Genomic DNA, 15,617 nt, shown 5'->3' with positions numbered 1-15,617 from the left:
ATCCTATCTATTGAGTATAAACACTCCTGAAACTATCATGCCAATACCTATAATCTTGTTAAATGTAAAGGCTTCATTGAACAATAACTTTGAAAGCAGTGCCACAAGAATATAGCCTAGGCTCACCATAGGATAGGCGTAGCTTAAATCTGCCTTTGTGAGAACCTTTATCCACAGCAGGAAGCTGCTGCCGAAGAGAATCAGTCCTATTAGTATCTCAGGTATTATCAATATATGTAGTACATCCTTTACTATAGTCCTTAAGGACAATGAAATGGCTCCCAACTTGTTTGCCCCCAATTTCAATATGGTTTGCCCCAAGGCTCCCAAAAACACGGATATCAGTATTTCCGCCGTATTGCTATTCATAGACTTCACCTCTTTTTGCCTGAGGCTTTTTAACTTTAAGGGGAAGTCTCAGATAGCCTTTAATGGTTCTAAATACCTTCATCTTGCTATCGCCCTGTTTCAAATTATACTCCAAGACCAAAGGATATTCACCTGCTCTGACTCCCAGCTTGCTGAATCTAGCCAATATTTCAGCCATACATTCAAAGCCCCTGGAAGTAACTAAATCTCCACCATAGGCCATAATGGCCCTATGAAGATATTCCACATCATATGCTCTAAAACCGCTGGAATAATCATGGACATTTTGTACAGGAAAGAATAACTTCAAAAATGCAGCAGCTCCTCTGCTTAATAGCTTTCTTTCCAATGAAAGCCCTATTTCCCTACCTCCATTTACAAATCTGGAGGCAATTACCAAATCCAGCTGCTCTTTAACCAGCTTATCAACCATAAAGGGTATGATTTTAGGATTATGGGTATTGTCTGCATCCATGGTTATTAGTATATCACCTTTGCCATATTTATGGCTCACATGATAAAAAAGGGTATAAACAGCTCTTCCTAAACCCTGATTAACATTATGATTTATATAGTTGATATAGTCATAGCTTCCACTGTACCTTTTCAATATTTCCTCTGTTTCATCAGTGCTGCCGTCATTTACCACCAGTATTCTTAATCTGTCACCATATATATCCCTAAGAAAAAGCAACTTATCCAATACCTTTGGTATAGCTTCTTCCTCATTGTATGCAGGCAAGCCTACTATAACATAAGAATCCATAATATCCTCCAAAATAATAATCCTGTTAATAATATTTTATTTATTTCTATTAACAGGATTCCACTTAATGAGGACTTTATGCAATTATGAAGTCAAAGTCATGCTGGCATCATATTCATTATAAGACTATTTATGTAAGATAAACTATTTATATATAAGATCGTAGTATAGAAATTTTTCCTTTGCATCACAATCCAAACCTGAATCAAAGGATCTATTGCCCAATGTATCCAACACATTATTTTTATCAATATTTCCATCATTTCCATCAAAATATTGGCTTACTGCGGCACACATACTCTTGGCTTCCTCTACGGCATCATGAAAGAACTCATGAAACGAAGAATTTTGAAAAGAATTCTTGTCCCAAGGATAAAACCAGGTAGAATGAGCTGTATTCAAATGATCCAGTTTTTTATCAACTTCAAGAGGATATATCATGTTTGATATGAGCTGATGTTTATTCATTTTTCTTTCCATGAATCCAATTACGGCTTTCTTGATACCGCTAGAATCTCTCAAGACTTTGGTAATATATGCCATATATTTAGGTGCCTTTTTGATATCCTCTTCATCTATATCCATTTTAAATAGTTTTTTTATTATATTTTTATACATCCTTGCCAACAAGGCAGCCTCTTCGTCATTGATGCCTATAAGCTTATGGCTTAATACTTCATGGGCCTTTTTGTGCAGCAATTCTTCTGCCATTATTACATCTATCTCTGCTTCCAACTTCCTGTGATATGCATCATATCTCTTCTTATCATCTTTTTCATCTATGGCAAAGCCGGTTTTGCAAAATATATAAGGATGGGCATGGGTATCAAGGGAATAATGGCACAGATATCCATATATATAGGCTAATAATTTCTCTTTTTCATCGCCTTTTTCTTTTTCTATGATTTCCAAAGCATAATCAAAGAATTGTCTAACCTTTTCAACATGAAGCCTGGACCCTATTTGTGCAAGACTCTTTCCCTTTGCCCAAGGCCATGCATTGTGGTAAAAGAAAACATCCGGCCCCTGAGTTCCCAGATTGAATAAATTTCTATATGAATTTATGACATTCGCTACTTCTGGAATATCTACCGATCTAACCATCTCATCTCCACATAGATAATGGGTCAGTAACGCTGGCATATCAACACCTCCTTTTTACTTCTGCTTATCATAATTATAGTATATATTTTCAACCTTTGTCTTTTATTTATAAGCCATCTAAAGTAAAATTAAAATAATTATAATTTTGGAGGGATCCTATGTTAAAAAACTTTACCAAAGCGGAAAAAAGCTGGATATTTTATGATTGGGCTAATTCCGCCTACTCAGTTGTCATTACAGCCGCAATATTGCCTATTTTCTTTAAAACCCTCGCAAAAAACGGAGGTGTAAGTCCCAATATGGCAGATTCCTATTGGGGATATGCAAACTCCATAGCTACTTTGATGGTGGCAATTTTAGCACCTATACTTGGATCTGTGGGAGATTATAAAGATAGAAAAATGCAATTATTTAAGTTTTTCTTTATCCTTGGAACTATCTCTACTGCTGCTTTAAGCTTTACAGATCATTGGATGGCACTTCTCATTATCTACATGATTACTGTCATAGGCTTCTCGTCAGCAAACATATTTTATGATGCATTTCTAATAGATGTGACCACAGAAGAGAGAATGGATATGGTTTCATCCTACGGTTTTGCATTAGGCTACATAGGAGGAAGCACAATCCCCTTTGTTATATCCATAAGTATGGTGTTGTTTGGCGCCAAAATAGGAATAAGTTCAAGCCTTGCAGTAAAAATATCCTTTATGTTGACTGCAATATGGTGGGTAGTCTTTACCATTCCTATGCTTAGAAATGTAAAACAGATATATTATATTGAAAAAGAAAAGAACACAATTAGGAAGAGCTTCCTGAGGCTTTATAACACCTTCATGAACATAAGGCAATATAAAAAGGTATTTGTTTTCCTTATAGCCTATTTCTTCTACATAGACGGGGTCAATACGATAATCAAAATGTCAACAGTATATGGAGATTCGGTGGGTGTAGGCAGTAATTCCTTGCTGTTGGCACTACTTATGACTCAGATTGTCGCTTTCCCTTGCGCCATCATATATGGAAATCTTGCAAAAAAGGTGGGCGCAAGAAGTATGCTTCTTATAGGCATAGCAATATACATAGTTATTTGCTTTGTAGGCTACAATATGAAAAGCGCTGTTGAATTCTGGATTCTAGCATTTTTAGTAGCTACATCCCAGGGCGGCATGCAGGCCTTATCCCGATCCTATTTCAGCAAAATGATACCTAAGGAAAAGGCCAATGAGTTTTTTGGTTTCTATGATGTTTTTGGCAAGTTTGCTGCCATAATGGGTCCTGCTCTTTATGCCATGTTTAGCCAGATTACAGGCAATTCCCGATATGGAGTACTGAGTGTAATGCTTCTCTTTGTCATTGGCGGAGCAATAATGATATTGGCCGTACCTAAAGATGAAAAAGCATAGATGAAGACGAACTTATATTGCAAAATCTATTGATATCCATTTAATCTTCCATATATGTTAGAATCATCTTGCTGAGAATGCTGCCGTCACCATAGTGTATTGCCATTATCCCTTCTTATTGGATAAAAACTCACGGTTGTAAATAAATCAAATTTTTATTAAACTCATAGATAAGAAGAAAAATTTTCATATTTAGTTTGTAAAGCATATATTAAGAAACCATATATCTATTAAATTTACAAATGCAGCATATTTGGAAATATATTTTAATAGTCCGTAGCAAACATTATTCCACATTAACAGAAACCTGACCAACCTTCGTGTTTTCATCATTTTTCTTATATCATGCTTGAAATAAATTGATTTGCTGCTACATCATATTCAATGAATATATATTAAACAGGGGGAAATCTCATGTTGACAAATGAAGTATGTGAAAACTATGTTATGATTTTAAAGAATGAGCTTGTAGAAGCCCTTGGTTGTACAGAACCCATAGCTATAGCTTATGCAGCAGCTAAAGCAAAGGCTGTATTGGGAAAACAGCCAAAAAGAATGGAAATAGGTTGCAGCGGTAATATAGTAAAAAACGTTAAAGGTGTTGTTGTACCAAATACAGGTGGTCTTATAGGTATTGGAGCTGCGGCCATTGCCGGCGTAATAGGCGGAGATCCAGACAAAGAGCTGCAAGTATTGGAGAGCGTGAAGGAAGAAGACCATAAAGAAATCAGACGGCTTCTGAATGAAGATTATTGCTCCGTTTATCATCTCAAAGGTGTTGAAAATCTTTATATTGAAGCAAAGGTTTATTCAGATGACGAATCCGCAGAAGTTTGCATTTCAGATTCCCATACAAATATAATAAGAATCGTGAAAAACGGACAAGTAATTTTTGAAAAGCAAAATGAAATACATAAGAAGACCTCTACAGGCGACAGATCCCTCTTGAACATAAAGGATATAGTTGAATTTGCCGATACTGTAGATTTAGATGAATACAAACTTCGTGACCTGCTTAGGAACCAAATTGAAAAAAATACAGCCATAGCTGAAGAAGGATTGAAAAATGATTATGGCGTAAGCGTTGGTAAGACACTGTTAAAATACTATGGCAACGATGTAAAAGTCAGAGCCAAAGCTAAGGCCGCCGCAGGAAGCGATGCCAGAATGAGCGGATGCTCACTTCCTGTTGTCATTAACTCAGGAAGTGGAAATCAGGGTATAACCGTAACACTTCCAGTGGTTGAATATGCCAGGGAACTAAAGGTTAGTGAAGAAAAGCTAATGCGGGCATTGCTTATCAGCAACCTTGTATCCATCCATCAGAAATCATTAATAGGCAAGCTTTCTGCTTATTGTGGCGCTGTAAGCGCTGCAACAGGAAGCGCTGCTGCTATAACATACCTCCATGGTGGAGATTACGAAGCCATCTCCAAAACAATTATAAATACTACTGCAAATGTAAGCGGTATAGTATGTGATGGAGCCAAACCTTCCTGTGCAGCAAAAATCGCTGCTGCTGTTGATGCCGGTATACTCGGTCATCAGCTAAGCACTGAAGGAAAAGTATTTAGAAGTGGGGAAGGTCTTGTAAAGGATGGAGTTGAAGCTACCATCAAGAGTATAGGCAGATTAGGCAGAAAAGGAATGGAACGCACTGATGTTGAAATAATAAATATAATGCTTGATAAAGAAGCATGAATTAAAGCATATTAATGATCTTCCAAAAAGACCGCCAGACTTGGTGGTCTTTTTGTGTTTGACATGATTATCTCAAACACAATATGATTTTAACATAGGTAAAATTGCAGCTTATAAGTTGATAATATTAAGTAACAACATGACAAAAGATACGAAAGCAATTGGTTCTGTAATAAAGGCTATTGAAGTTTTAGAAAAATCGCCAAATCACAAGATGGTATTTGTGTAACGGAAATAAGCAATAGTCTTAATTATGGTGTAAGTGCCACATGTCATTTGCTTAATACTTTAAACAGTGCAAATTTATTGAACAGGATAAAAAGACTAAAAAGTACAGAATTGGCTTTATACTTTTCAGAATATGCGGCATGTCAAAAAGCTCTTTCGTCTTTGGCTCAGCCATACTTGGATGAACTAAGAAAAATGGTCGGTGAAACCAGCAATCTAGTGGTTCTCGATGGAAACGAGATTATCTATGTAGCCCAATCTGAAAGCACTCCACTCCTTAAACTTTTTACACAGTTAGAAGCTAAGGTACCTTTCTATTGCACGGTAGGAGGAAAAGCAACTGCCCATCATTATAAAAAATGTGACGGATACGGCAAAGAAAATGTCAATGTCTTTGGGGTATGTGGAGCAGGCTTAGGGTATTCCTTTGGGGTCATTTATAGAGAACACGGATTTACACGGCACTAATCACGGATTGGTGCCGTGTAAGTCCGTGTTCTTCATAACGACCCAAAAGTGCTACCCTAGACCTCGCCGTCATACATAAGTTCATCCGTATCCAAGGATAGTGCCGATTCCTCCAATGGCAAGGCTTCCACGTCCTTTAACTTCCTTTCGATGGTTCTTGTCTTTTTGGTGGCTGCCTCAATGGTTTTGGTAGCCTCCTGAAGCTTCTTATTGGTCTTATCCAATATATCTCCAAATTTGGCAAACTCGCTTTTTACAGTACCCAGTAAAGCCCATACCTCAGAGGATCGCCTTTGTATTGCCAGGGTTCTGAAGCCCATGGAAAGACTGTTTAAAAACGCGGCCATAGTTGAAGGCCCTGAGATGTTTATTTTGTATTTCTCCTGAATATGTTCCATAAGTCCTGCTCTTTTTGCCACTTCGGCATAAAGGCTTTCTATAGGTAAAAACATTATGGCGAAATCTGTTGTTACAGGAGGATTTATATATTTTTCGCTTATCCTCTTTGCTTCTGCCTTTATCCTGTTCTCCAACTGTTTTGCAGCTTCTTCCATGGCAACGGGATCTCCTTTTTCCCCGGCTTCAACCATTCTGTAAAAATCCTCCTGTGGAAACTTGGCATCTATAGGGAGAAGCACCTCTTCACCATCTCCTCCTTTTCCCGGAAGCCTTATGGCAAATTCCACCTTCTCTAAACTGTTTTTCTTGGTGGATATATTGGTGTAATACTGCTCGGGAGTTAATATCTGCTCCAATATGTTGCCAAGCTGAATTTCACCCCAGATGCCTCTTGTCTTTACATTAGTAAGTACTTTTTTCAAATCTCCTACTCCTGTTGCAAGAATCTGCATCTCTCCCAGCCCCTTATGAACCTGCTCAAGCCTTTCGCTGACAAGCTTGAAGGAATCTCCAAGCCTCTTTTCCAATGTATCATTAAGTTTCTCATCCACCGTTATCCTCATAGCCTCCAGCTTCTCACTGTTTTCCTTCATTATGCTGTTAAGCTTTGACTCCAGTTCCTTTCGCATGGCTTCCAGCTTTTCTTCATTGGTTTGTGCCAGCCTTGCCATGCGATTATCCATGGAATCAACCTGCATATGCTGGAGCTTTGACATTTCATTTATTCTTGATATCAATGAATCACTCAGGCCTTTCATTGAATTGGATACTTCTCCCCGGCTTAATACCATTTCTTCTCTCAAGGTCTTCTCCAACTTATCTAGAGCCTTCTCCAAATATTCAGTTTTGCTTTCTACAGCGGATATTTCCTGTTTCAGTTTTTCATTTCTTTTTGCTGCACTGCCTCTTTCTGCAAGCATCACCAACAATACAAGGAGGCTTATAATAAAAGCCCCCAATTGTAAAATAGTCTCCATGTCTTCACCTCGCCTAAACTACTACAACTTTTGTGCTGCTTCCCGTCATGCCCTGGGTTACTTCAATCCTTGCCCTTATTCTCTCCTTAAGCTCTCCTACATGGGATATTACTCCTACAAGTTTTCCGCTTCTTTGCAATTCCAGGAGACACTCTATGGATTTTTCCAGAGAATCTTCATCCAGGCTTCCAAAACCTTCGTCTATGAAGATGGTATCCAAGCTTATGCCTCCTGCATAGGATTGAACCACATCTGATAAACCCAATGCAAGAGATAAGGAGGCTTTAAAGCTTTCTCCTCCTGATATGACTTTTACATGGCGTGGTAAGCCTGTATAATAATCAAATATTTCTATTTCCAAACCCTGTTGGGCATTTCCTTTTTGCTTTTCCTTTATCCTGGAAAGCTCAAATCTGCCGTCTGTCATCTTTCTGAGTCTTTGATTGGCTGCATAAATAATATCATCAAAATAAGCAGCCAACACATATCTTTCAAAGCTCAACCTTTCCCTGTTATTTCCTTTAGCCATATTGGCCAGATGTCCTACTATGCTGTATACATCTTCCTGTTGTCTTTTTTCTTCCATTACAATTTTCATGTTTTCCAGCAAAGTCCTATTATGAAGCAAGCGGGCGTATATTTCTTTTATAGTTTTTTCTATTTCCGACTTCTTGTTTTTGCATAATTCTATATTCCCACTTATACTATCCACATCCACCGGCTCCAACCCTTGGATATCCTTCAAGGCTTTTGTAAACCTGGCAGCAGCCAATTTCAGCTGCTCTTTATACTGATTTATATCATTTTCAAAGACTTCCATTGCTGCTTCTTCCATCTTTGATATCTCATATTCTTCTTGATTTTCAAAACCTACACTAACCAATGCTTCTCTAAATTTTAACATGGCTGTCTCATATTCTTGTCTTGCCTTTTCAACAGTTTTCTCTTTATACATGCTGTTGGTTTCTTCCTTTGCCATGGCAACTTCAGCTGCTCTATAGGCCTCTTTGGCATCCTCATAGATTTTATTCATCATATCATATTGATTCTGGCAAAGGTTTATCTGTTTCAAAAGGCTGCTCTCTTCTTTTATACCATAGGATAATTCCTTTTCAATTTTTGAAAGCAAAGCTTTATTGCCTTCTACCTGAGCATATGTGTTCCTGTAATCCTTTTCCAACTCTACAGCCAATGTTTCCTTGGATTCTAATTCCTTTTCTGATTTATCCAGCAGCTCTATAAGATTATCCTTAATCTTCCTCTTATTATCCAAATCAGTCATATGCTTTTTCAACATTACAATGCTGTCTTCATATTCTTTTATTATAGATTCCAGATTTCCTTCTTTTAATACATTTGACAGTTCCTGCTTAATCTTATCAACATTTTGCCTTTGTGCTTCTCCCTTTGCCCTAATATCCGCATATTCATCTGCTGCTGCTCTTAATTTTTCATTTTTTTCATCAAGTTCGGCCTTCTTGTTTTTCAATTCTTCTTCCGAAGGCATCCCAGACAATTCCTTTGCAGGCCTTGGGTGATGAGTGGAACCGCATACAGGGCATGGCTCATTATCCTTCAATCCTCTTGCCAAAAGACCTGCTTGTCCATGGAAGAAGCGCTGGTTTAGCTCATCAACTTCCTTCTTCTTAGCTTCATATAGCTTATTTAATTCCTCATATGCTGCCTTTTTCTTCTTGTATTCTTCCCTCAAATCATCAAGAAGTTGATTTTCTGTTTTAAAACTCTTGAGCTTTTTTAAGGTATCTTCCTTTTCCTTTAGGTTCTTCTCATGATTTATGTATTGCAGTGCTGCTTCATTTGCCGCTTCTATGTCCTGTTTAGTCTTTTTTATTTTTTCCTTTAGTGCTTCTATTTCTTCTTTGTTTTGGCTTATGGCTTTCTCTTTTTGCTGAAGATTCTTCATTATCCTTTCCAATTCTGAAGAAAGCCTTTCATATTCCTTTACCTTATCTATATCCTTTTTAAGCTCTGTTATTTTTTCCTGCAACTTCCTTCGTTCTTCTTCCCTTTCCTCTTCTTTAATTAAGTTCTCCTTAGATTTCTTTAAATTCTCCAGAGCAGTTGCAAGTAGAAGCTTTGATCTGTCATAATCCAATCGGGCATTATCAAGTTCTTCCTTCCTTTTGAGACTTTGTTCTTCTATTGGTTTTATCATAAGAGCCTTTCTTGCCTTATGAAGCTTTCTTTCCTTTTCGTCCCAAACAGCCTTGTCATTTTCCAACTGATTTAATTCTTCTTCCGCCTTTCTCCTTTCTTCAAACTTGTTGTTTATCTCCGTTGCTTTCATAAGGGCTTCTTGGAGCTTCTCCAATTCTCCTGCAAGAGCTTCGGCTTCTTTTTCTAATCTAATCTCTTCTTCATCTTCTTCCTTTATAAGATTCTCAAGGTCTTCTTTTATCTCATCTATATTAACATTGTCTGCTTCTGCCTTTGCCTTTAAGTCTTCTCTTTTACCCCATTCTATACTTCTTACATAAGTAAGCTCCTTTTGCTCTATGGATTCAATGGATTTTCTCAAGTCGCGGGCATTCTCTTCCAATTTTTCTTGGATCATCTGGAACTGCCAGCTTCCGAATATTTTCCTTAAGATAACTTCTCTATCCTTGCTTTCTGCCAGAAGCAATTTTCTGAACTCGTTTTGTGGTATCATAACTATTTGCTTAAACTGCTCATAGCTTATACCCAAAAGCTCAGCTATTTTTTCGTTTACTTCCCTTACTCCTGTCACTACCCTTTCTCCAGGAGCTTTAAATTCTGCCTCTGCCTTTTGCTCCGTATATCCTTCTCCTCTTTCCTTTTTTCTAAGCTGCTTAGGAATTCTTTTAACATAGTAGATCTTATCTCTCAGTTGGAATTCCAGTTCAACATAGGTGAGGGTATCATCTTTGGCAAAATGGCTTCTCATGCTCTCCCCATCCCTGCCTTCTCCTGAAGCGCTTCCATAAAGGGCATAGCATATGCCGTCAAATATAGTGGTTTTTCCTGCTCCCGTAGGCCCTGTTATGACAAATATATTGTGCCCATCCAATAATGAAAAATCAATTACCTCAGTGCCTGCATAGGGCCCAAAGGCAGACATGGTCAGCTTAATTGGCTTCAAGATCCTCACCTCTCCTTTCAACTTCCTCAATGATTCTGCTCAATACCTCGGCGCTTTCAACAGCCAATTCTGCATCATTTATGTATTTATAGAACTCTTTAAAAAGCTCCAGCTTAGATTTACCTCTCGAGGTTTTCAACAGGATATCATAATTTCCTCTGGTTCCTCGATCCTCAAATTCCAACAGCATTATGTTCGGATATACAGATTTCAGCTTTCGCATGGGATCCAGCAGCTCTCCCCTATCTGTCAGTATCACCTTTATATAATCCTCTCTGTTTCCTGCATTATATATATCCGGGTCCATGAGCTTTTTCAGCTCACCTTTTATTATCCTCATATCTCGCAATGGGACTAACTCCCTGGTCTTAATTGTTACAGAACCTTCACCATCAATATTAACTACATTGACCCCCTTTTTTTGCTTAACTTCTGAGAAGGAGTATTTTAAAAGAGAGCCTGAGTATCTGACATTATCCTTTCCTGCTCTCTGTGGGCTGTGAAGGTGTCCCAATGCGGTATAGCAGAAATCATCAAAAAGCTCATAGCTTACCATGTCCGTACCACCGATGGACAATGGTCTTTCAGATTCAGAAGTTTCCGGATCTTCCAAGCCTCTTACATATCCATGGGTTATCATTACATTTCTCTGGCTCTTATCCATGGTGGCACCTATTCTTTCTATAATGGCTTTCATGGCATCCTGCTGGCTTTTTATATTGGGGTCCTCATAAACATCCTTTACAACAGCCGCATCTGCATAGGGAACAAGATAAAAATTCACAGGGCCATATTCATCATTAAGGGTAACTTTTGCAGTATCCCTTTTCAGCATTCCTTCTATATACAACCCTTTTGCCTTTAATATGCCGCTGCCAAAGTTCAATCTTTCCGGACTGTCATGGTTTCCCGCTATGGCTAGAACAGGTATTTGGTAATCCAATATAATCTCCCCTAAGACTTTGTCCAAAAGCTCTACTGCCTCCACCGGAGCAACGGAACGGTCATATATATCCCCTGCAATTATCACAGCCTGTGGCTTTTCTTCCTTGATTATTTGCAACAACTGATTCAATATATACTCCTGATCTTTTGTCATATGATATTCATTAACTATTTTACCTATATGCCAATCACCCGTATGTATTATCTTCACTTTATCACCTCATATCAATAAACGCCAATTCAATATAATGTTTTATATTATATTGGCTATTTTATTGTTATATCCTGCCTGTGGATTAAATTGACAAGCAATCTATTTCATGCAACATAAAAACATATGCTGGTAGAAATCCATAATCTGCATTTTAACATTAGTTGTCTGGAACAAATAAGTTTAGATATGAAACAAACCCAAGTTGTCAATGAGATGAAGAAATAAGATAATCCTATAATACTTAAATAATTGCTTAATCAAACAATAAATGGCACGTACGTTTACTAATGTCCTTAAGGTAGGAATTATAACAAATGGAGCAATAGAATATTTTATTTTGTTCATATATAGGGAGAATTTAGTCTTATCGTTGACATTTTTCACATATGAACAACCGAGTACTGCCGTTTTAATTTCATTAATGATTGTACCGCATAAAGGACGTGGGAAACCAGGCCTATACCCTATTAAATCAAAGGTGCAATGTCCTTTTTCCCCATAAGCATGTACTGAAATAATTCATATGTAAATCCAGGTCTTAAGGTACAGATGCCTAGCTCTGCCGTCATCTTATGATCCTTAATATGGTCTTTATCAGCTGCATGTACATATCCAAAACAATATATATTTAGCTATATTGAACACTTCCGGTAATTTCGGCATAATGACACCCTTCTAACATATCTTTTCATTCTAAATTTATTCATCTCTCTCCATTATGGGTTTTCTCCACAAACATCTTTGCATATCAACGCATCCATTTTCCTTAAATATCACACCTTCTTTCTCCAACATCTCCCGCTGCTTCCCTTCACCTCCAAAGGCATATCCAGGAGCCATGGTTCCATCCTTACTGATTACTCTATGACATGGAATATCTAGATATTCAGGAGTTCTTCTCATAGCTTCCCCTACTATCCTTGCAGCCCTTGGACTTCCAAGCATTGCAGCAATTTGACCATATGTTGCAACTTTCCCCTCCGGTATTTGAGATACTATTTCATATACACGATTAAAGAAATTGCTGCCTTTCATATTCACACATCCTAATTTCACAATATGTTTTAAACCTATTCTCCCATATACAGATTTGAAGAATGCTTTCCTATCAGCATGCAATCCTAATACCTATACAGGCTAAGGTGATACCTACAAGTCAGCCATCAAAATAAGCAACATATGTTATCATATTGACCTATTGTCATGCCATAACCTCAACAGCTTCTAACACATAATTTAAATTCATTTAAAATGAGTGCTTCTCCATAGTACAAGCTCATTATACTTTCAAAGTATCAAATTGCTTAACAATTAAAAGTTAACTTCTATCCCCTACATCAATAAAATTCAACTTACGGCCGTTATCATATGAGCAATAATGCAACAATTGCTTTGCTGCTATTTCCCTCTTTTCAAAAACTGGATTATTATGTCAACCATCCTTATACTCACCATCCTAACCAAGGATACACAATGGGTATATATGCTTATAGAGTTTGGTAGGGATCGCTTTTAACATATTTCCTGTAGAAAGAGGTAATATAAACATCGGTCAAGAAAAGAAAGAAAAAACTGTTAAAGTCCTCCAAACTATATAAAAATATGAGGTAAAGGGATTAAAAATAAATGATATCGTTGATTAAATTTATAATATTTTGCAAAATGATACAAAAAATGCGCAATCTTTAGACTGCACATTTTTAAAGCAAAATCTTATAAGCAAGCTAAATTTAGAGACTTTATAATCATAATCTATTCCCTATATAACCCTAAGGTTCTATTTACATCTACTACAAATATTACACCCTTACCGGGCTCATCAATATTTAGCTTATCTTTTATGGAGTTTACTATGGCTTCTGTTTTTTCTGACTCTGATAAAATCAAAACAATATCTTTCTCTGGTTCTATCTCTATATTAAACAGCTTTGCCGTATCATTGGAGCCAGCTCCTCTTCCGTGAATTACTGTGCCTCCTGTCGATCCTGCTGATTGGGCTGCTTCTACAACATCATCGGATAGTCCTTTATCAACTATTGTAACTATGGCTTCATATTTCATATCATCTGCACCTCTCATTTTTGGTTTTGAAATATATTCATGCCTATTAAGAATGGCCAAATGAGTTATTGGAATGGAAAAAGTTATTCCATGATTAGGCTTATCCAAATTAAATCTTTTCCTTAGATGTTCATTGAGGCTTTCTTCCAAGCTCTCTTCAATGACCATCAATAATATTTCTTTTCTCACTTCGTCAAGGCCTAACATATTGAGTATGCTGTTCTTTATCGTTCCTTTACCTAGAAGAAAGGTGCCTCCTGTTACTCCCAATTCTTTAGATGCTTTTAATACTTTGCTTCCTTCTCCAAAGTTAACTATTACACAATACAACGACAAAGCTTTATTTTCCAGAATCATGGACATTAATGCCCTCCCTTTTTGCTTTTATTTTAAATATAAGCCCCAGCAATTGCAAAGCTACTAAAGGCATCATTGCAACCATTGCTATAACACCAAACCCGTCCACCAGGACATTTGCGGTTGGAATGGCACTGGCAGCACCTTGGGCAAAAGCCAATACAAAAGTAGCTGTCATTGGGCCTGATGCAACTCCTCCTGCGTCATAGGCAATACCTACAAATATCGGAGGTACCTTGTGGCTTAAAAAAGCAGCCAAACCAAAACCGGGCAATAAGAAATGCCACAGCTTTAATCCTGGTATCATTATTCTCAATAAAGACATTGAAACTGCAAAAGCAATTCCTGCAGACAATGTAAATAATATAATCTTTCTAGGAATATGTCCCGAAGTTACATCTTCAACTTGTTTTGTCAAAACGTGTACTGCAGGCTCTGCCAACACAACCATCATACCTAATAAAAATCCTATAAAGGGTACAATCCATTTATATGGAAGCATGGCTATTCCATAGCCCATAACCCTGCCTACTTCCATAAATCCTGCATTGACTCCCGCTAAGAATAGCACAAGTCCAACATAGGTGTAAACAAGACCTTTTAATATTCTATTCTTCCTGCTTCTGTGAATTTTAAATTTAAACACATCAAAAGCAACAAACAAGATTATCAAGGGTATCAAGGGTAAGGCTGCTTCCTTTATCATCACAGCAAATTCTTCTAAATATGGGCCCAAAATTCCACTATGGGCTTGAAAAACTTCTGCCTCCCCGACAATTTTATCAGCACCTGCAATAATATTCAATATCATTACTGCAAGAATTGGTCCCGTTGATGCAATACCTACCAACCCGAAGCTGTCTTCCTCAGATGTTTTTCCGCCTTTCAACTGGGATACACCCAATCCTAAGGCCAATATAAAGGGGGTAGTCATTGCTCCTGTGGTAGCTCCTGATGCATCCACTGAAATAGCCAAAAACTCTTCAGAAACCCACAGACCTAGAATAAAAATAATGAAATATATTAAAGTAAGAAACTTATTCAATGGTTTTTCATATATTATTCTCAATAAACCCATAGCTACCATAACACCAACTCCTATGGAAACCACCACAAGAATCAAAGGAGCTGGAACTGCTCCGCCGCTTGCGCCACTCACTTCATTAGCAAGTATTTGCAAGTCTGGCTCAGCTACGGTGATAAAAAATCCTAAAATAAACCCTAATAAAGCAACTAAGTAAACTTTATTAGTCTTTGCTACCTCTTCTCCCATCAGATTTCCTATTGAAGCAATACCAATATCTGCTCCAAATAGGAATATTCCAAGTCCAATAACAACCAACACTGATCCAATAATAAATCTGATCAGCATGTCCGTCTCTATAGGCACTAAAGTGAAGTTAAGCACTATAACCAATATACTTATAGGCAAAACGGATTTGAAAACCTCTTTAAACTTTTCCAGCAACAAGTCCAAATAAACATCCCCCTCTACATATTC

Annotated in this window: 12 protein-coding genes; 3 read left to right on the top strand and 9 right to left on the bottom strand. The window is 37.5% G+C overall.

Translation table 11 applies throughout. The features are described 5' to 3' along the window. Positions 1–3 precede the first annotated feature (3 nt). From BUB48_RS02305 to BUB48_RS02295, 3 genes are all read right to left on the bottom strand, one after another. Positions 4–369 (bottom strand): SMR family transporter, encoded by a 366-nt coding sequence (locus BUB48_RS02305; RefSeq protein ID WP_073024123.1) that lies wholly within the window; start codon positions 367–369, stop codon positions 4–6. Beyond that, positions 362–1,135, bottom strand: a complete 774-nt coding sequence (locus BUB48_RS02300; RefSeq protein WP_073024121.1) for a glycosyltransferase family 2 protein — start codon at positions 1,133–1,135, stop codon at positions 362–364. Before BUB48_RS02300 ends, BUB48_RS02305 begins: the two co-directional genes overlap by 8 nt. Before the next feature lie 144 nt (positions 1,136–1,279). Next, positions 1,280–2,278, bottom strand: coding sequence for a zinc dependent phospholipase C family protein (locus tag BUB48_RS02295; RefSeq protein WP_073024119.1), 999 nt, complete (start codon positions 2,276–2,278; stop codon positions 1,280–1,282). A 119-nt stretch (positions 2,279–2,397) separates the two neighbouring features. On the opposite strand from BUB48_RS02295, the gene BUB48_RS02290 reads away from it, so the two are divergent. The 3 genes from BUB48_RS02290 to BUB48_RS02280 all read left to right on the top strand — a co-directional run bounded on the left by BUB48_RS02290 (position 2,398) and on the right by BUB48_RS02280 (position 6,042). Next, positions 2,398–3,645 carry an MFS transporter gene (locus BUB48_RS02290; RefSeq protein ID WP_073024117.1) on the top strand — a complete coding sequence of 416 codons (1,248 nt, stop codon included), beginning with the start codon at positions 2,398–2,400 and terminating at the stop codon, positions 3,643–3,645. Positions 3,646–4,059: 414 nt separating this feature from the next. Then, the gene (locus tag BUB48_RS02285; protein ID WP_073024115.1) at positions 4,060–5,346 is read left to right on the top strand and encodes an L-cysteine desulfidase family protein; all 1,287 of its coding nucleotides are present in this window, start codon (positions 4,060–4,062) and stop codon (positions 5,344–5,346) included. Positions 5,347–5,652: 306 nt separating this feature from the next. Next, on the top strand, positions 5,653–6,042 hold the full coding sequence (locus BUB48_RS02280) for an IclR family transcriptional regulator domain-containing protein (RefSeq protein WP_139249882.1): 390 nt from the start codon (positions 5,653–5,655) through the stop codon (positions 6,040–6,042). A 56-nt stretch (positions 6,043–6,098) separates the two neighbouring features. Here BUB48_RS02280 and rmuC read toward each other — a convergent pair whose 3' ends face one another. The 6 genes from rmuC to BUB48_RS02250 form a co-directional block, all read right to left on the bottom strand. Continuing rightward, positions 6,099–7,418: a DNA recombination protein RmuC gene (gene rmuC / locus BUB48_RS02275; protein WP_073024111.1), complete on the bottom strand. Its 1,320-nt coding sequence runs from the start codon at positions 7,416–7,418 to the stop codon at positions 6,099–6,101. 13 nt (positions 7,419–7,431) lie between these two features. Then, the gene (locus tag BUB48_RS02270; RefSeq protein ID WP_073024109.1) at positions 7,432–10,539 is read right to left on the bottom strand and encodes an AAA family ATPase; all 3,108 of its coding nucleotides are present in this window, start codon (positions 10,537–10,539) and stop codon (positions 7,432–7,434) included. Then, complete coding sequence (locus BUB48_RS02265; protein ID WP_073024107.1) at positions 10,526–11,695, bottom strand: exonuclease SbcCD subunit D; 1,170 nt, start codon at positions 11,693–11,695, stop codon at positions 10,526–10,528. Before BUB48_RS02265 ends, BUB48_RS02270 begins: the two co-directional genes overlap by 14 nt. Before the next feature lie 702 nt (positions 11,696–12,397). Continuing rightward, positions 12,398–12,733 (bottom strand): MGMT family protein, encoded by a 336-nt coding sequence (locus BUB48_RS02260; protein WP_073024105.1) that lies wholly within the window; start codon positions 12,731–12,733, stop codon positions 12,398–12,400. A 717-nt stretch (positions 12,734–13,450) separates the two neighbouring features. Continuing rightward, positions 13,451–14,122 (bottom strand): P-II family nitrogen regulator, encoded by a 672-nt coding sequence (locus BUB48_RS02255; RefSeq protein ID WP_073024103.1) that lies wholly within the window; start codon positions 14,120–14,122, stop codon positions 13,451–13,453. Further along, entirely contained in the window at positions 14,100–15,593 is a 1,494-nt protein-coding gene (locus tag BUB48_RS02250; protein ID WP_073024101.1) for a DUF1538 domain-containing protein, read from the bottom strand. Before BUB48_RS02250 ends, BUB48_RS02255 begins: the two co-directional genes overlap by 23 nt. Positions 15,594–15,617: the final 24 nt, after the last annotated feature.

The organism is Lutispora thermophila DSM 19022, assembly GCF_900142105.1.
GTDB classification, from domain to species: domain Bacteria; phylum Bacillota; class Clostridia; order Lutisporales; family Lutisporaceae; genus Lutispora; species Lutispora thermophila.
This window is presented reverse-complemented; position numbering and strand designations above follow the sequence as displayed.